This is a genomic window from Pseudomonas sp. M47T1 (assembly GCF_000263855.1).
In the GTDB taxonomy this organism is placed as follows: domain Bacteria; phylum Pseudomonadota; class Gammaproteobacteria; order Pseudomonadales; family Pseudomonadaceae; genus Aquipseudomonas.
The window spans coordinates 170,940-187,381 of the sequence record NZ_AJWX01000004.1 but is presented as its reverse complement, the minus strand read 5'-3'; the positions used below and the strand labels follow the sequence as shown (position 1 = coordinate 187,381).

The 16,442-nt window shown below is 62.2% G+C and carries 13 protein-coding genes; 6 read left to right on the top strand and 7 right to left on the bottom strand.

Features of this window, described 5'->3' with window-relative positions; all coding sequences use genetic code 11:
- Positions 1 to 96: 96 nt before the first annotated feature.
- The 3 genes from PMM47T1_RS06600 (at position 97) to PMM47T1_RS28900 (ending at position 4,357) form a co-directional block, all read left to right on the top strand.
- Positions 97 to 2,994 carry a GGDEF and EAL domain-containing protein gene (locus PMM47T1_RS06600; protein ID WP_050990387.1) on the top strand — a complete coding sequence of 966 codons (2,898 nt, stop codon included), beginning with the start codon at positions 97 to 99 and terminating at the stop codon, positions 2,992 to 2,994.
- An 88-nt stretch (positions 2,995 to 3,082) separates the two neighbouring features.
- Positions 3,083 to 3,949, top strand: a complete 867-nt coding sequence (gene hexR / locus PMM47T1_RS06595; RefSeq protein ID WP_008366995.1) for a transcriptional regulator HexR — start codon at positions 3,083 to 3,085, stop codon at positions 3,947 to 3,949.
- Between the two features lie 189 nt (positions 3,950 to 4,138).
- Positions 4,139 to 4,357: a PA3496 family putative envelope integrity protein gene (locus PMM47T1_RS28900; RefSeq protein WP_008366994.1), complete on the top strand. Its 219-nt coding sequence runs from the start codon at positions 4,139 to 4,141 to the stop codon at positions 4,355 to 4,357.
- On the opposite strand, the gene PMM47T1_RS06590 is transcribed toward PMM47T1_RS28900, so the two are convergent.
- Positions 4,299 to 5,261: a LysR family transcriptional regulator gene (locus PMM47T1_RS06590; protein ID WP_008366991.1), complete on the bottom strand. Its 963-nt coding sequence runs from the start codon at positions 5,259 to 5,261 to the stop codon at positions 4,299 to 4,301. The genes PMM47T1_RS28900 and PMM47T1_RS06590 overlap by 59 nt on opposite strands.
- Before the next feature lie 186 nt (positions 5,262 to 5,447).
- Between PMM47T1_RS06590 and PMM47T1_RS06585 the strand changes: the two genes are divergently transcribed.
- Together PMM47T1_RS06585 and oadA are read left to right on the top strand one after the other, a co-directional pair.
- Entirely contained in the window at positions 5,448 to 6,863 is a 1,416-nt protein-coding gene (locus PMM47T1_RS06585) for an acetyl-CoA carboxylase biotin carboxylase subunit (RefSeq protein ID WP_008366989.1), read from the top strand.
- Positions 6,864 to 6,967: 104 nt separating this feature from the next.
- Complete coding sequence (gene oadA / locus PMM47T1_RS06580) at positions 6,968 to 8,776, top strand: sodium-extruding oxaloacetate decarboxylase subunit alpha (RefSeq protein WP_008366987.1); 1,809 nt, start codon at positions 6,968 to 6,970, stop codon at positions 8,774 to 8,776.
- A 164-nt stretch (positions 8,777 to 8,940) separates the two neighbouring features.
- Here the strand turns inward: oadA and PMM47T1_RS06575 are convergent, their stop codons facing one another.
- The 3 genes from PMM47T1_RS06575 to PMM47T1_RS06565 all read right to left on the bottom strand — a co-directional run bounded on the left by PMM47T1_RS06575 (position 8,941) and on the right by PMM47T1_RS06565 (position 13,644).
- On the bottom strand, positions 8,941 to 11,895 hold the full coding sequence (locus tag PMM47T1_RS06575) for an autotransporter outer membrane beta-barrel domain-containing protein (RefSeq protein WP_008366984.1): 2,955 nt from the start codon (positions 11,893 to 11,895) through the stop codon (positions 8,941 to 8,943).
- Positions 11,896 to 11,992: 97 nt separating this feature from the next.
- A complete protein-coding gene (locus PMM47T1_RS06570; protein ID WP_008366982.1) occupies positions 11,993 to 12,826 on the bottom strand; it encodes an amino acid ABC transporter permease in 834 nt (277 codons plus the stop codon).
- Positions 12,823 to 13,644, bottom strand: coding sequence for an ABC transporter substrate-binding protein (locus tag PMM47T1_RS06565; RefSeq protein WP_043300806.1), 822 nt, complete (start codon positions 13,642 to 13,644; stop codon positions 12,823 to 12,825). The genes PMM47T1_RS06570 and PMM47T1_RS06565 overlap by 4 nt, the downstream gene beginning before the upstream one ends.
- Positions 13,645 to 13,755: 111 nt before the next feature.
- Here PMM47T1_RS06565 and PMM47T1_RS06560 point away from each other — a divergent pair, with 111 nt between their 5' ends.
- Positions 13,756 to 14,652 carry a homocysteine S-methyltransferase family protein gene (locus PMM47T1_RS06560; RefSeq protein WP_008366978.1) on the top strand — a complete coding sequence of 299 codons (897 nt, stop codon included), beginning with the start codon at positions 13,756 to 13,758 and terminating at the stop codon, positions 14,650 to 14,652.
- Here the strand turns inward: PMM47T1_RS06560 and PMM47T1_RS06555 are convergent.
- From PMM47T1_RS06555 to PMM47T1_RS06545, 3 genes are read right to left on the bottom strand one after another with little or no spacing between them, the layout of a single operon-like run.
- Complete coding sequence (locus PMM47T1_RS06555; RefSeq protein WP_008366976.1) at positions 14,649 to 15,317, bottom strand: GNAT family N-acetyltransferase; 669 nt, start codon at positions 15,315 to 15,317, stop codon at positions 14,649 to 14,651. The genes PMM47T1_RS06560 and PMM47T1_RS06555 overlap by 4 nt on opposite strands.
- Before the next feature lie 9 nt (positions 15,318 to 15,326).
- Positions 15,327 to 15,773, bottom strand: a complete 447-nt coding sequence (locus PMM47T1_RS06550) for a GNAT family N-acetyltransferase (RefSeq protein ID WP_008366974.1) — start codon at positions 15,771 to 15,773, stop codon at positions 15,327 to 15,329.
- Between the two features lie 9 nt (positions 15,774 to 15,782).
- The gene (locus PMM47T1_RS06545; protein ID WP_008366972.1) at positions 15,783 to 16,409 is read right to left on the bottom strand and encodes an FMN-binding negative transcriptional regulator; all 627 of its coding nucleotides are present in this window, start codon (positions 16,407 to 16,409) and stop codon (positions 15,783 to 15,785) included.
- Between the last annotated feature and the right edge of the window lie 33 nt (positions 16,410 to 16,442).

Here is a 16,442-nt window from a genome sequence, read left to right as displayed (position 1 = left end):
GCCGACGATCCGTGGTCGGCAGGGCTTTGGCCCTGCATCGGGCTTGTGTATGCTCCGTGCACGTTCAGGCTCAACACATTAATAAGAATACTGCCTATGACACTTTCTACAGGTCCTGCTTCCATGGAGGGGCAACGGGACATCCGTCGCAAATATGCCGCGCAACTGGCGGTCGAGCGCACGCGTCTGCTGTATCAGGGCTCTTTGCTGCCAACATTGTTGATGCTGCTCAACGGGCTGGTCTGCGCCTGGCTGTTGTGGGAGCCGCAGCATTACGTGCTGGTGAGTGTGTGGCTGGTATGGCTGACTGCGCTGGTGGCCATGCGGGTCATTCAGGTGGCAGCCTTCGATTCGGCCATACCGGATCGCCAGGCTCATCCCAGCTGGTTGCGCATGTTTCTGTTCGGCTCGGCCATCAGCGGCCTCACGCTGGCGGGTGCGGCGACCCTGCTGGTGCCCACTGACAGTTTTGTCCAGCAAGCCTGGGTGTTTGGCCTGCTGGGCGCGGCCACCTTGTCGGCGAGCGTCGCCTACGCCGTCAGCTTGCCGGCTTTCCTCAGTTTCGCCCTGCCGTGCCTGTTGCCGCCGATTGGCTGCCTGTTTCTGATTGGCAGTGGGGCGCAGCACGGCTGGGGCTGGCTGGGGCTGATTCTGCTGGGGGCGCTGTCGGTGGTGGCCTGGCAGGTCAACCGCCTGATCGAGCGCGGGTTGCTGCGGCGGTTTCAGAATCAGGAGCTCATTGAGCACTTGCAGCAGGCCCAGGGCGGCAGCGCGCGGCTCAACCAGGAGCTGGCCCGCGAAGTGGAGCAGCGCCGTCGCGTGGAAAGCGAGTTGCGCGAAGCGCAGGCGGGGCTGGAGACCCGAGTGGCCCAGCGCAGCCATGAGCTGGACGTGGCCAACCAGGCCTTGAGCAAGAGCGAGGCCCGCCTGGCGCTGGCGCTGGACGCCAGTGAGCTGGGGTTGTGGGACTGGGACCTGCAGTCGGACGAGGTGCACCACACGCACGTTCAGGAGCTGTTCGGCCTTGCCCCTGAATACGTGACCGCCATGCTGCGCCACCTCAAGCCGCGTTTGCACCCCGAGGACCTGCCGCACCTCAAGCGCACCCTGGTCGAGCACATGAAGGGGCGTACCGAGGACTACCGCATCGAGTACCGCATTCGTCATAGCGACGGGCGCTGGCGCTGGATCGAAGACCGCGGTCGCGCCGTGGAGCGGGCCGAAAGCGGCAAGGTCCTGCGCATGCTCGGCACGCGGCGCGATATCAGCGCCAGCAAGGCCCATGAAGACCATCAGCGCCTGTCGGCCATGGTGTTTGAGGCCGCCAGCGAAGGCATCATCATTCTCGACAGCGACTACGCGGTTCTGTCGGTGAACGAGGCGTTTGTCACCGTCACCGGTTATTCGCGGGAGGAAGTGCTGGGCCGCAGCGTTATCGAGCTGCCGTGCAGCCGCGATGCGCGCCGTCACCATCGGCAGATAGACGAGGCGTTGCAACACGCGGGGCAGTGGCAGGGCGAGCTGGTGGAAGCGCGCAAGAATGGCGAGCTCTATCCACAATGGCTGCAACTGAGCGTGGTGCGCGATCATCGGGAAAACATCAGCCATATCATCGCGTTCTGCGCCGATCTGTCGGCGCGGCGCGAATCGGAAGAGCGCATGCGCTTCCTTACCCATTACGACGAACTGACCGGCCTGGCCAACCGCGCGCTGTTCCGCGAGCGCCTCCAAGAGGCCAACCTGCGGGTACGGCAGGGCGGCCGCAGCCTCGCCTTGCTGCACATCAACCTGGACCGCTTCAAGCTGCTCAACGAGACCCTTGGCCATGAGGCCGCCGACCAACTGCTCAAGCAGATGGCCCGGCGCATCACCAATGCCTTGCCCGAGGCCGACACTATCGCCCGGCTGTCAGGCGACGAGTTCGCCGTGCTGTTCGATGCCTATGCCAACCTGTCCAGCCTGGCGCGGGTGACCAGCCGCCTGCTGGCCAAGCTGCGGGTGCCGCAAATGATCGAAAACCAGGAACTGGTGGTCAGCGCCTCGATCGGTATCAGCCTGCTGCCCGACAATGCGCGTGAAGTGTCCGCGCTGGTCGGCCAGGCGATCATGGCCATGCAGCATGCCAAGCACCTGGGCGGCAATAACTTCCAGTTCTACACCGACAGCCTCCAGGCCAGCACCATGGAACGCCTGCAACTTGAGCAACAGTTGCGCAAGGCCATCGACGAACAGCAACTGGAGGTGTACTACCAGCCCAAGCTGTGCCTGGACAGCGGCCGCCTGAACGGCGCCGAGGCGCTGGTGCGCTGGCGCCATCCGACCATGGGCATGGTGCCGCCCGGCGAGTTCATCGGGCTGGCCGAGGAAACCGGCCTGATCGTGCCGATAGGCGAGTGGGTGTTGCGCCAGGCGTGCTGGCAGGCGCGTGAATGGCAGCGCCAGGGGCTGCGGGCCATTCGTGTGTCGGTCAACCTGTCGGTGCATCAACTGCGCCAGGGCAAACTGGTCAGCCTGGTGCGTCAGGTACTGAACGACACAGGGCTGGAACCGCAGTTTCTTGAACTGGAGCTTACCGAGAGCCAGTTGCTGGACAGTGTCGAGCACATTATTGCCACGTTCCATCAGTTGCAGGCCCTAGGGATAAAACTTGCCATCGACGACTTCGGAACCGGCTACTCTTCCCTGAGCTACCTGAAGCGCTTCCCGGTGGATTACGTGAAGATCGACCAGGCTTTCATTCGCGGGCTGGCTGAAGGTAGTGAAGATGCCGCCATCACCCGCGCCATCATTGCCATGGCGCACAGCCTGCAATTGAAAGTGGTGGCGGAGGGTGTTGAAACGCAAGCGCAGCTTTCGTTTTTGAACGTGCATGGATGTGACGAAATTCAGGGTTATCTGATCAGTAAACCGGTAGAAGCCCAGGCTTTTGGCGGCCTGTTGGCAGATGATCGTGATTATCGCGACCAGCTTGATCAGGTTCATTCGCGAACTTGACTATCGTTTAGCTGGGCGTGTCGCAGGTCATGTAGTATAACTACAAGAAAGCTACATCGGTCTTTCGATCCTGAACGAGTCCTGCCCATTGAACCTGTTGCAACACATCGCCCAGTCTCGCCACCTGTTACGCAAGTCGGAGCTCAAGGTCGCCGACCATGTGCTGCTTGACCCTGCGGCCGTGATGCACAGCTCCATGGCCGACCTGGCCCATAACGTGGGCATCAGCGAGCCGACCATCGTGCGTTTCTGTCGAGCCATTGGCTGCTCGGGCTTCCAGGACCTCAAGCTCAAGCTGGCGCAGAGCCTGGCGGCCGGTGCCAGCTTCGGCCAGTTCGCCATCCACGAAGATGATTCGGTGGCCGACTACAGCCTGAAGATCTTCGACACCACCCTGCATACCCTGATGGAAGTGCGTGAGCACCTCGACGCCCAGGCGTTGCAGCGCGCGGTGACGGCCATGGCCCAGGCCCAGCGGGTGGAGTTTTACGGCTTCGGCGCTTCGGGCGCGGTAGCGGCGGATGCCCAGCACAAATTCTTCCGTTTGCTGCTGACCGCAGCAGCGTATTCCGACCCGCACATGCAGGCGATGTCGGCTGTTACCCTGAAGCCGGGTGACGTGGCCATCTGCATCTCGCAGTCGGGGCGTTCCAAGGACCTGCTGATCACCGCCAACCTGGTGCGCGAAAGCGGCGCCACGCTGATCACCCTGTGCCCAAGCCAAACCCCGCTGGCCGAGCTGTCCACGGTCAACCTGGCCATCGACGTGCACGAAGACACCGAAATCTACACCCCGCTGACCTCGCGCATCGCCCACCTGGTGGTGATCGACGTGCTGGCCATGGGCGTGGCCATGGCCCGCGGCCCGAGCCTGGTCAATCACCTGAAGAGCGTGAAGCGCAGCTTGCGCAGCCTGCGGTTGTCGCCCAAGTCCGTAAAAGCCCTCGACGACTGACTCCGCTCCTGCCGCTGTCTCCAGGCTGCGCTGGCCCGGATGCTCGCTGAAGATCTTCAGTGCACGCCGGGGCCAGCGCAGCCTGGCGGCAGCGGCTACAGCTTTCACCGAACCGTCATCCCCCCGCCCACAAATCGTAACCGCCAGCGCCCACTCTGAACTCCCCGCACTCGAACTGGGAGAGACGCAATGGCTCGTTACTTCGATGGCTCGCAGGAGCAAGGCAACAGCAAGACCAAGCGCCAGCAGGAAGACCAGCGCCGCATGGAGTTTCGCCGCGCAATCGAAAGCTACTCCGAGCAGCGCCGCTTGCTGCAGGAGATTTCTGATTTTCCCGATCTTGACGCTTTCAACTACTGGCAGGCAGCGTCGGCAGGCGCCCAGAAAAACGTTCAGCCAGGGCGCTGATCTGCGCGCGTTCCATGCGGATGAAGGCCTGAAAGGCCAATGCCACGGGCGATAGCCGCTTGGCCTTGGCCTGCACGATGCACCAACTGCGATAAAGCGGTAGTTCTTCGACCGGTAGTTCCTTGAGCACCCCCGTCGCCAACTCCATGTTTAGTGCATGGCGGGTCAACAGGGCCAGGCCAAGCCCGGCGATGACGCTTTCGCGCTGTGCGTCGGCGTTGGCCACTTCCAGCGTCTGGGTGAAGTGCACGCGCTTTTCCTTGAAGTACTCCTCGCACGCCTTGCGCGTACCCGAGCCCTGCTCGCGCATCAACAACGTATGCGGTTCCAGGTCCTGCAAGCGCAGGCGGTCCACCTTGCACAGCGGATGATCCGGCGGCGCCACGGCGACGATGGGGTTGTTGAGGAACGGCATGAACTCAAGGCCCATGTCCTGGGGCACCATGGACATGATGATCAGGTCGTCGCGGTTATCCGACAGCCGACGAATGGCCTGGGCGCGGTTGCACACAGTCAGGCTAAGGTTTACCTCTGGGTGCTGGCGCTTAAATGCCGCAAACAGATGCGGCACAAAGTATTTCGCGCTGGATTCCACTGCCAGCTTGAGCTGGCCTTGCAGTGAGCCCTGCATGTCCGACAACTGCATGTCGAAGCTTTCCAGGCGTCCGAAAATGTCGCGGCTAGCGCGCTGAAGGGCTTCAGCTGCCTCGGTCAAATACAGTTTTTTGCCCACATATTCGAACAGCGGCTGGCCAACCAGCTCTTCCAGCTGACGAATTTGCAGGCTGACGGCCGGTTGCGTCAGCGACATTTCCTCTGCCGCACGGCTGTAAGAGCGCAAATCGCAGACTTCATTGAAAATCTGAAGTTGACGTAATGTCATACGCATCAATGACTTACGCATATTTATTCCTCGCTGCCCAACACCGGATTGCCTGACTATAAGGCTTCCTTTATGGCTGACCTAACAAATATTGATTTTTGTTAATTGTTGCAGGGCGCTACTGTGAACGTGCAACTGGCCGAGCGGGCCGGGTCATGCGCCGACTGGTTTTGCCAGTCTGATTGTCAACGGTCGAGGAACATCCAAGTGATAAAAAAGATCCTGATCGCCAACCGTGGTGAAATTGCCGTACGCATCGTGCGTGCCTGCGCCGAAATGGGCATTCGCTCCGTGGCGATCTATTCCGACGCCGATCGGCATGCCTTGCACGTGAAGCGTGCAGATGAGGCCCACAGCATTGGCGCCGAGCCGCTGGCCGGGTACCTGAACCCGCGCAAGCTGGTGAACCTGGCGGTGGAAACCGGCTGCGACGCCTTGCACCCCGGCTACGGCTTCCTGTCGGAAAACGCAGAGCTGGCCGACATCTGCGCCGAGCGCGGGATCAAATTCATCGGCCCGTCGGCCGAAGTCATCCGCCGCATGGGTGACAAGACCGAGGCTCGCCGCAGCATGATCAAGGCCGGCGTGCCGGTCACCCCCGGTACTGAAGGCAACGTCGCCGACATCCAGGAAGCCCTGCTGGAGGGTGACCGCATTGGCTACCCGGTGATGCTCAAGGCCACATCCGGCGGTGGCGGCCGTGGTATCCGCCGCTGCAACAGCCGTGAAGAGCTTGAACAGAACTTCCCGCGGGTGATTTCCGAAGCCACCAAGGCTTTCGGCTCGGCCGAAGTGTTCCTGGAAAAATGTATCGTCAACCCCAAGCACATCGAGGCGCAGATCCTCGGTGACAGCTTCGGCAACGTGGTGCACCTGTTCGAGCGCGACTGCTCGATCCAGCGCCGCAACCAGAAGCTCATCGAAATCGCCCCCAGCCCCCAGTTGACCCCTGAACAGCGCGCCTACATCGGCGACCTGTCCGTGCGTGCGGCGAAGGCGGTGGGCTATGAGAACGCCGGTACCGTGGAGTTCCTGCTCGCCGAGGGCGAGGTCTACTTCATGGAAATGAACACCCGGGTGCAGGTGGAACACACCATCACCGAGGAAATCACCGGTATTGACATTGTTCGCGAGCAGATCCGCATTGCTTCGGGCCTGCCCCTGTCGGTGAAGCAGGAAGACATCCACCACCGTGGCTTCGCGTTGCAGTTCCGCATCAACGCCGAAGACCCGAAGAACAACTTTCTGCCCAGCTTCGGCAAGATCACCCGTTACTACGCCCCCGGCGGCCCCGGCGTGCGTACCGACACGGCGATCTACACCGGCTACACCATTCCACCGTACTACGACTCCATGTGCCTGAAGCTGGTGGTGTGGGCGTTGACCTGGGAAGAAGCCATGGACCGCGGCCTGCGGGCCCTGGACGACATGCGTGTGCAAGGGGTGAAGACCACCGCTGCGTATTACCAGGAAATCCTTCGCAACCCCGAATTCCGTAGCGGCCAGTTCAATACTAGCTTCGTCGAAGCGCACCCTGAACTGACCAACTACTCGATCAAGCGCAAACCCGAAGAGCTGGCCCTGGCCATCGCCGCCGCCATCGCCGCCCACGCAGGGCTTTGAACAGCAGCTGCAAGCTGCAAGTGGAAAGCTGCAAGTAGGGCGTGTTCGCAGCGCTTTTGCTAGCAGCTTATAGCTTGAAGCTTGCAGCTCATGAGGAGATACCAATGTCCAAGAAGATCTTCGTAACAGACACAATCCTGCGCGACGCCCATCAGTCCCTGCTGGCTACCCGCATGCGCACCGAAGACATGCTGCCCATCTGCGACAAGCTCGACAAGGTCGGCTACTGGTCGCTGGAAGTATGGGGCGGCGCCACCTTCGACGCCTGCGTGCGCTTCCTCAAGGAAGACCCGTGGGAGCGCCTGCGCCAACTGCGCGCCGCACTGCCCAACACCCGCCTGCAAATGCTGCTGCGTGGCCAGAACCTGCTGGGCTACCGCCATTACAGCGATGACGTGGTGCGTGCCTTCGTAGCCAAGGCCGCGGTCAACGGCATCGACGTGTTCCGCATTTTCGACGCCATGAACGACGTGCGTAACCTGCGCGTTGCCATCGAGGCGGTGAAGGCGGCCGGCAAGCACGCCCAGGGCACCATTGCCTACACCACCAGCCCGGTGCACACCATCGACGCCTTTGTGCAGCAGGCCAAGAAAATGGAAGCCATGGGCTGCGATTCGGTGGCCATCAAGGACATGGCGGGCCTGCTGACACCGTATGCCACGGGTGAGCTGGTGAAGGCGCTGAAGGCCGAGCAGTCGCTGCCGGTGTTCATCCACTCCCACGACACCGCCGGCCTGGCCGCCATGTGCCAGCTCAAGGCCGTGGAAAACGGTGCCGATCATATCGACACCGCCATCTCCAGCTTCGCCTGGGGCACCAGCCACCCGGGCACCGAGTCCATGGTTGCGGCGCTCAAGGGCAGCGAGTTCGACACCGGCCTGAGCCTGGAACTGCTGCAAGAGATCGGTCTGTACTTCTACGCCGTGCGCAAGAAGTACCACCAGTTCGAAAGTGAATTCACCGCCGTCGACACCCGTGTGCAGGTCAATCAAGTGCCGGGCGGGATGATTTCCAACCTGGCCAACCAGCTCAAGGAGCAGGGCGCCCTTAACCGCATGAGCGAAGTGCTGGCCGAAATTCCCCGGGTACGTGAAGACCTGGGCTTCCCGCCGCTGGTGACCCCGACCTCGCAGATTGTGGGTACCCAGGCGTTTTTCAACGTGCTGGCCGGCGAGCGCTACAAGACCATCACCAACGAAGTCAAGTTGTACCTGCAGGGCGGCTACGGCCAGGCCCCGGGCCAGGTCAACGAGAAACTGCGCCGCCAGGCCATCGGCAGCGAAGAGGTGATCGACGTGCGCCCGGCCGACCTGCTCAAGCCGGAGATGGTGCGCCTGCGCGGTGAAATCGGCACCCTGGCCACTTCCGAGGAAGACGTGCTGACGTACGCAATGTTCCCGGACATTGGCCGTAAATTCCTCGAAGAGCGCGCCGCCGGCAAGCTCACGCCAGAAGTGCTGCTGCCTATCCCCGAGCCTGGCAAGGCACCCTCGGCGGGCGGCGAGGGCGTACCGACCGAGTTCGTCATCGACGTTCACGGTGAAACCTACCGCGTCGACATCACCGGCGTGGGCGTGAAGGCCGAAGGCAAGCGTCACTTCTACCTGTCCATCGACGGCATGCCGGAAGAAGTGGTGTTCGAACCGCTCAACGAATTCGTCGGCAGCGGCATTGGCAAGCGCAAGCAGGCCAGCGAGCCGGGCCACGTCAGCACCACCATGCCGGGCAACATCGTGGATGTGCTGGTGAAGGAAGGCGACGTGGTCAAGGCTGGCCAGGCACTGCTGATCACTGAAGCCATGAAGATGGAAACCGAAGTGCAGGCGCCTATCGCCGGCAAAATCACCGCCATCCACATCGCCAAGGGTGACCGGGTCAACCCGGGCGAGATTCTGATCGAGATCGTTGGCTGATCAACGTTTAACCTCTGGGAGGCTTCGGCCTCCTTTTTTTATAGCAACACTTCACTTGCAACAGCAACGGCCCCCGCTCCCACAAGGTCGAAAGCTTGCCGCACACCCTCAGAGTCTCCCACCGAGTACCGTTACTTGCGCACTGTGCACTGATACGATGATGGTCAGAAACGCAGCTGCCATCGTCCAGTGACGGCATGATTGCGGCTGTTGCTGCCATATTCCCCGCTATACCCCAAGCCCAGCGTTTGCCGTGCGGTTATCCCCACATCCACTCCGGCTTCAGCCAGCAGGCTGTCGCGATCCAGTGCCGTGCCTTGCACGCTGAAGGCGTTGCCGCCGGACAGGAAGGCCTGACGGGTGTCGCTGTCCACATCGCCGTAGGTATGCCGCCACCCCAGGCTGGCGCGTGGGGTGATACTCATGCCGTTATCCAGCGTGCTCAAATGCGCCGCGCGCACACCCAAGGTGCTGGTGAAGTTGTCCTGGGACTGGGTGTCGACATCCAGTGCCGCCGCGCCGCCTTTTTCCTGGTAGCTGTCGCGGTGGTAGCGTTGGTAGCCCAGGTTGGCGAAAGGCTCGGCATTCCAGCGGCCGGTGCCCAGGCTGTAGCCCAGTTCGGCGAAGGCTTGCTGGCTGTTGGCGTGGTAATCGCCCTTTGGGCTGTCGGTGAAGCCATCGAATGCCACCGTGCGCCGGTTGCGTCCATCGTGGTAGCTGTAGGCCGCGCCCAGGCGAACTGCCAACGGACCGTCCTGGCGCAAGGCGTAGGCGCCCAGGTGCCAGCTGTCTACCGAGCCGTCCACGCCGGTGGTGTCCAGGTCAGTGTTCGAATAGCCGCCCAACACGCCCAGGCGCCACAGTGGGCTGGCGGCCCAATCGGCACCTATGACGCTGCCCTTGGTGCGCTGGGTCAGCGCACTGGCGCCATCCTTGCCATCCAGCTTGCCGTAGCTGCCAAGCCCCTGCAGCCACACACGCGCTTTGGCATTGGGGTCATTGAGGTTGCGCGCACTGTCCGGCACCCCATTGGACGCCAGTGTTGGCGTGTCCTGGTCGTTCAGGCCTACCAGCAATCCGCCGTTGCTGCCCATTTGCTGCATGGCCGCGAGCATGGTGGCGCCCACCTGGGCTGCGCCACTCAGGGTGGCAGCGGCCAGGCTGGCGTTATTGCTGGCGGCCAATTGCTCGATGGCGCCGCTGGCAGTGCCGGTGGAGGTGTTGAGCAGGGCGTTGTAGAGCGTGCTGTTCTGGTTCAGGCCGCCCAGGCTGTGTGCGGCGCTGGCGCCGTTGGCACTGGTTGCGTAGTCGGCGAAGGCAATGTCGTTGCGGTTGTAGTCCAGGCCGACTTGGGTGGCCGTATAGCTCAGGGTGGGCGTCAGGAAGGCGTAGTCGCTGGTGACCTTGGCGAAGGCGCCCTCGATGCTGCCGGCCTGCAGTACGGTGTAATGGCTTTTCCAGGGGTAATTACCGCTGCTGGGGCTGACCTCCAGGGTAGCGCCGGTCAAGGTTGCGGTACCGCCGACCCGCACGGGGGCGCTGCTGCCGTCGGCGTTTACGCCATAGGCCAGCACCGAGCCGCTGCCGAAGGTCAGGTTGCCGGTGACCGTGGCGGTACCCAGTTGCGTATTGGTGAGCAGGGTGCCTTTCACCAGCAGGTTGCCGGCACTGCCACCGCCGGCGTAGACACCGCCATTGTCCACAGTCAGTGTGCCCGCCACGCTGCCCTGGTTGATCAGCATGGCGCCTGTGGATATCTCGCCGCCGTCGCTGAAATCACCAGCGCCGGTGAGCGTCCAGGTGCCCTGATTGACCTGCAGCCATTCGAAATTCTGGCTGGCGCCGAAGCTGCCACCGGTGGCGTCGTCCATCACGACCCGGTCATAGCCAGTACCGCCATCCACCAGGCCGTTGAAGTGGCTGCCGCTTAGCAATGTCAGGGTGTCGTTGCCGCCCCCCAGGTTCAATGCCAAGCCGTTGCTGCCGCTGATCAGGCCAGCGTTGGTGACCTTGTCGTCGAATTCCCCCACCAGTTGAATGCCGAAGCCGTCGAAGCCCTGGATGGTGCCGTGGTTGATGAGGGTCAGCGCGCCCACACCGGCGCCGCCGCTGCCGTCGTCCACCAGAATGCCGTTATTGGCGCCGCTGATCAACGCGCCGCTGGCGTTGTAGACATAGCCGCCGCCCAGTGCGAGACCTTCACTGCCGTTGGCGAAACCATTTTTATCCACACCCCCGGCGCCGGTGCCCTGGATAATGTTGTAGTTTTCCACGTGGCCGAGCCCGTCGATATCGACGCCGTCTCCATCGCCGTTGGCCTTGAGGCCCGAGTAGGCACCCGTGATGACGCCATAGTTATACACAGTGCCATCGCCGTCGGAGCCAAAGCCCGAACCATTACGCCCGGTGACCTCGCCGTAGTTGTAAAGGGTGGCGCCAAGGTCGGTGGTTATGCCGTGGCGGCCGCCGCTGATGGTGCCGTAGTTATACACAGCCACGCCGGTAGCCGAATCGATGTCTACGCCGTCGTATTTCTGGTCATCGGTCAGCGAGTCGCCTGTGGATATCTCGCCGTAGTTGATGATGGTCGCGTTGCCGCCGGTCTTGATGCCGTCGCTGGCATCGCCGTGAATCAGGCCGCCCAGGCGGTTGATCACGGTAGTGGTGGTACCTGCGCTGCGCAGGGCATCCAGGTCGATGCCCTGGCCGGTGCTTGAGCGGATGGTGCCGCTGTTGTCGATCAGCACGCTGCCGGTCGGGATATTGCTGTTGATGCGCAGGGCATCATCCAGCCCCTGGATCAGCCCGCCGGCACGGTTGGTGATGCTGTAGACGCGCGCGGATGTTTCGCTGCCGCTGCTGTCTATCGCCCGGCCACCGCTGGAAATGATGCTGCCAGAGTTATCCACAACCACGCCGGTGCCCGACGTAGGGTCCTTGAGGCTGACCGCCTTGCCGCTGTTGGTGATGCTGCCGGTGCTGGTGACGGTCAGGGTGGCTTGGCCGGTCAGCGTCTGAGACGCGGTGGTGGGTGTGGTAATGGTCGTGGCGTGGGCCTGGGAAATGCCCAGGCTAAGCAATGACAACGTGACGGCGATGCGCGAAGGCGGCAGAGGCATGGGACGGCCTTTTGTAAGAGTGAGCGGCCGTCCTATATAGCTAATTGTGTTTACAAAAATATTTATCAGTACAAAGCTGAAACCCTTTATGCCAGGTTCAGCGCCGCTCGCGGTATCCCTTGCCGTAATGAGCTTCCATCCGAGCCTGCAGCAGCTCGAGGCCGATTGACATGATCCAGTACAGAATTGCTGCCGTGGTCAACATCTCGATGTAGCGGTAGCTGGATCGCCCATACGACTGCGCCAGGAACATCACTTCCCACACGCCCATTACCGAGATCAGCGATGAGTCTTTCAGCATCGAGATGAACTGGTTGGTGGTGGGCGGGATGATGGTACGCATGGCCTGGGGCAGGGTGACTCGCCAGAAGATCTGCGTGGGCCGCAGCCCCAGCGCCAGTGCCGCTTCGCGCTGGCCGGCAGCCACGCCGATGATACCGGCACGGAAAATTTCACTCAGGTACGCACCGTAGTTCAGCGACAGCGCGATGATCCCGGCGCTGATGGCGCCCGGGACGATGCCCAGTTGCGGCAGCCCCAGGTAGATCAGCAAAATCTGGATAAGCAGCGGCGTGCCGCGAAAAAATGACGCGTAGAAACTGGCCACACCGAACGCCACCGCGCTCTTGGACAGCCGCGCCAAGGCGGTGATGAACCCCAGCAGCACCGAGACAACGATGGAGCACAGGCACAGGAACAGCGTCAGGGCCGCGCCCTGGAGAAAGCCGTTGGGCGCCAGGTGCATGCCGATCAGGTTGGGTAGCTTGTCGAGAATGACCGAGAGTTTCAGATCAAAACTGAGGAAAAACCCGCTGAACAAGGCAAGCATCACTGCCCAGGTCAGGTACAGACGGGTACGGAAACCGAAGATTCGCTGCAACAGGCCCTCGCGAACCTGCTGCGGAGGGCGTTGGGGCTCGTAGGAAGTCATTTGCTGATGTCGGCGCCGATCCATTTCTGCGACAGCTTGCCCAGCGTGCCGTCCTGTTTCAGCTCGGCGAACACTTGGCGCACCTTGGCGTCCCACTCGGGGTCACCTTTCTCGATAGCCACCGAGTTGGGCTCTTCATACAGTGGCACGCCGGCCAGCTTGAAACGCTTGTCCTGGTTCAGGCGAGGCTGGGCGGTCACCAGATTGGTGAGGATGGCGTCGAGGCGCTTGCCGGCACCCAGGCCCAGGTCCTGGAAGGCAACGTTATCGGTGTCATACGGTGCGATCTGCACGTTTTCGAATGGGTAGACCAGCGGCTTGTCTTCCGCGCCCTCGATCACCAGGTTCTTGTTCAGGTAGCTTTCGTAGCTGGAGGCGCTGGTCAAGCCCACCTTCATGCCCGACAGGTCCTTGGCCGAATGGATGCGATCGTCATTGGCGTTGACCACGATCACTGCAGGCGAGGCGTAGTACTCGACGGGGAAATCGAACACTTCGGCGCGTGCCTTGCTCGGGGTCATAGAGCAGATGCAAATGTCATAACGGCCGCTCCAGTGCCCGGCGGCAATTACGTCCCACGAGGGCGTTTCCAGGCGCAGGGTAACGCCCAGCTTCTGCGCCACGGCCTTGGCCACGTCCACGTCGAAGCCGTCGAGCTGGTTCTGGTCATTCAGGAAGGAGAAGGGCGGGTAGCTCTCCATCAATACGCCAACCAGTTCCTTGTGGCTCTGCACGCGTTCCAGCGTGGTACCCGCCAGGGCTTGTGTGGAGGCGGCCAGGGCCAATAGGCCGATACCCAGCAGAGCGCGTAATTTCACGAAAATCCCCAAAAAGAAAATGGTTGTAAGTACGACGAAGTGACGTATTAAATAGTTATAACCAGCTCACTCATAGTGAGTTTTTTTCATATCGATATAAGCGAATTGCATATGAGCGAAGCGGCAGTGGTTATTCTGGATGGCGGCATGGGCCGCGAGTTGCAACGCCGGGGCGCCCCATTTCGCCAGCCGGAATGGTCTGCGCTGGCGCTGGGGGACGCGCCCGAGGCCGTTCGCGATGTGCACACGGCTTATATCGACAGTGGTTCGCAGGTGATCACTAGCAACAGCTACGCCGTGGTGCCGTTCCACATTGGTGAAGAGCGTTTTGCCCGCGAGGGCCAGGCGCTGGCCGATATTGCTGGCCGGCTGGCGCGCGAAGCTGCGGATGGCGCCAACGGCAAGGCGTTGGTAGCGGGTTCGTTGCCGCCACTGTTTGGCTCATATCGCCCGGACCTTTTTCAACCGCAGCGCGTGGACGAGTTGCTGCAGCCGCTGGTGCGCGGCCTGGCGCCACACGTGGACCTGTGGTTGGCGGAAACCCAGAGCTGCATCGCCGAAGCGCGCGCCATTCGCGCAGGCTTGCCAGCCGACGGCAAGCCGTTCTGGTTGTCGTTCACCTTGCAGGACGAAGATACCGAGGAGGTTGCGCGCCTGCGCTCAGGCGAGCCGGTTACCGAGGCGGCCAAGGCGGCCGTGGCGTTGGGTGTGCAGGTTTTGCTGTTCAACTGCAGCCAGCCCGAAGTGATCGGCGCGGCGATCGATGCTGCGCGCGATACCTTTGCCGCATTGGGCGCCAGCGTGGCCATCGGTGCCTACGCCAACGCCTTCCCGCCGCAGCCCAAGGACGCCAAGGCCAACGATGGCCTCGACGAACTGCGCGAAGACCTGGACCCGCCGGGTTACCTGCAGTGGGCGGCCAATTGGCGCGCACGGGGCGCGACCCACATTGGCGGCTGCTGCGGCATTGGCCCGGAGCACATTGCCGTGCTGGCGGCTGGGCTTTAACCGGCGCGCAACTGGCTCAGGCTCTTGAGCTGGCCGTTCGCGGTCTGGTTGGCATCGGCCAGCCAGGCCTCGAATGCGGCGTGCACGGCCGGCCACTGACCGTCAGTGATCGAGTACCAAGCGGTATCACGGCTGCAGCCCTTGACGATCATGTGTTGCCAGAACACCCCTTCATAGGTGAACCCCAGCCGTTCGGCCGCCTGTTTGGAGCGGGCGTTGGCGTTGTTGCACTTCCACTCCAGGCGACGGTTGCCCAGCGCAAAAGCCAGCTTGGCCAACAGGTACACCGCCTCGGTGCTTTTTGGCGTGCGCTGCATGGGCGCGCCGAAGGCCACGTGGCCAATTTCGATGCGGCCATGCTCCGGCACAATGGACATCAGGCTCAGAATGCCTTCGGCCCTGCCGCTGTTCAGGTCGATCACTGTGTAGAACAGCGGGTCGGTGCTCGCCGCCTGGCCCTTGAGCCAGGCATCGAACAACCCGCGCTCGGTGAAGGGGCCGTAGGGCAGGTAGTCCCACAGCTTCGGGTCCGGGCCTTGCAGCGCTGCCCACAGCTCATGGCCATGATGGGCAACATCCAGTTTTTCCAGGCGAATGAAACGCCCTTGCAAGGTTGAACCGCTCGGTTCGACGGCCGGTTGCCAGTCGGTAACAGGGTTGGTCATGGTCAACTCCTACAAAGCCTTGCGAAATTGGATGAAGCCGGGGCGTTCGGCAATGCGCTCGTACAATTGAATGGCCGTGGCGTTGGTTTCGTGGGTCAGCCAGTGCACCTTGCCGCAACCGTTGGCGGCAGCGGTGGCGTAGACGTGTTCGATCAGCTTGCGACCCACGCCCAGCCCGCGCGCGGCTTCGCTGACGTATAGGTCCTGCAGGTAGCAGGAGTTTTCGATGGACCAGTTCGAGCGATGGTAGATGAAGTTCACCATGCCAATGGCGCGCCCGTCTTGCCAGGCCAGTGCTGCGTTGGTGGGCTCGGCGGTGTCGAGCATGCGTTGCCAGGTGGAATCGCTGACGTCGCCTGCCAGTTCAGTGTTGTAGAAGCGCAGGTAGGCCTGCCACAACGGCAGCCATTGGGCATGATCGGTGGCGCTGACGGGGCGTATTTCAACGGATGACATGGTGGCTCCTTATGGGTTCATAAGCTGGGCAACGGCGTTGTCCAGGGGGTCGGTGCTGGCGGCCAGCCCTTGCTGCACACCGTCGATGTCGGCGGCGCTGCGGTTCTGGCTGAGCTTGCGCTTGCCTTCCAGGCGGCTGATTGGCAATTGGAAACCGACAATGGCTTTCAACATGCTTTGCAGGTAGTTGGCTGGCGCATCGCTCACCGCCCACGGTTTTGCCTGGCCGGCTTCGTGGCGGTCGGTGAGCTGGCTGACCAAGGCCTGCAGGCGCTCGGCGTCACTGAACACTTCGGCGGTGCCACTGGCGTGCACCGCCAGGAAATTCCAGGTGGGCACAGCTTTGCCGTGCTCCGCCTTGCTGGGGTAGAACCCGGGGCTGACATAGGCGTCGGCGCCGCTGAAAATAACCAGTGCCTGGCTGCCGTTGGCCAGGTCCTGCCATTGCGGGTTGGCCCGCGCCAAGTGGCCGCGCAGGGTGCCGAATTCGCCTGCGGTGCGGTCCAGCAGCAACGGCACGTGGCTGGCTTGCAGGCCTTGCTCGCCGTGGGTTACCACGATGGCCAGGCGGCTGTCCTCAATCTGTTGGTGCAGGCGTTCGATGTCTTGGTCATGGAAAGCGGCGGGTAAATACATGGCTCGATCTTCCTCGGCGTCTGTGCTTATCCT

Coding starts and splice junctions, on each gene's coding strand:
- PMM47T1_RS06560 (WP_008366978.1), top strand. CDS start 13,756: ATGAGCGAAGCGGCAGTGGTTATTCTGGATGGCGGCATGGGCCGCGAG.
- PMM47T1_RS06600 (WP_050990387.1), top strand. CDS start 97: ATGACACTTTCTACAGGTCCTGCTTCCATGGAGGGGCAACGGGACATC.
- PMM47T1_RS06555 (WP_008366976.1), bottom strand. CDS start 15,317: ATGACCAACCCTGTTACCGACTGGCAACCGGCCGTCGAACCGAGCGGT.
- PMM47T1_RS06575 (WP_008366984.1), bottom strand. CDS start 11,895: ATGCCTCTGCCGCCTTCGCGCATCGCCGTCACGTTGTCATTGCTTAGC.
- PMM47T1_RS06570 (WP_008366982.1), bottom strand. CDS start 12,826: ATGACTTCCTACGAGCCCCAACGCCCTCCGCAGCAGGTTCGCGAGGGC.
- oadA (WP_008366987.1), top strand. CDS start 6,968: ATGTCCAAGAAGATCTTCGTAACAGACACAATCCTGCGCGACGCCCAT.
- PMM47T1_RS28900 (WP_008366994.1), top strand. CDS start 4,139: ATGGCTCGTTACTTCGATGGCTCGCAGGAGCAAGGCAACAGCAAGACC.
- PMM47T1_RS06550 (WP_008366974.1), bottom strand. CDS start 15,773: ATGTCATCCGTTGAAATACGCCCCGTCAGCGCCACCGATCATGCCCAA.
- PMM47T1_RS06545 (WP_008366972.1), bottom strand. CDS start 16,409: ATGTATTTACCCGCCGCTTTCCATGACCAAGACATCGAACGCCTGCAC.
- PMM47T1_RS06590 (WP_008366991.1), bottom strand. CDS start 5,261: ATGCGTAAGTCATTGATGCGTATGACATTACGTCAACTTCAGATTTTC.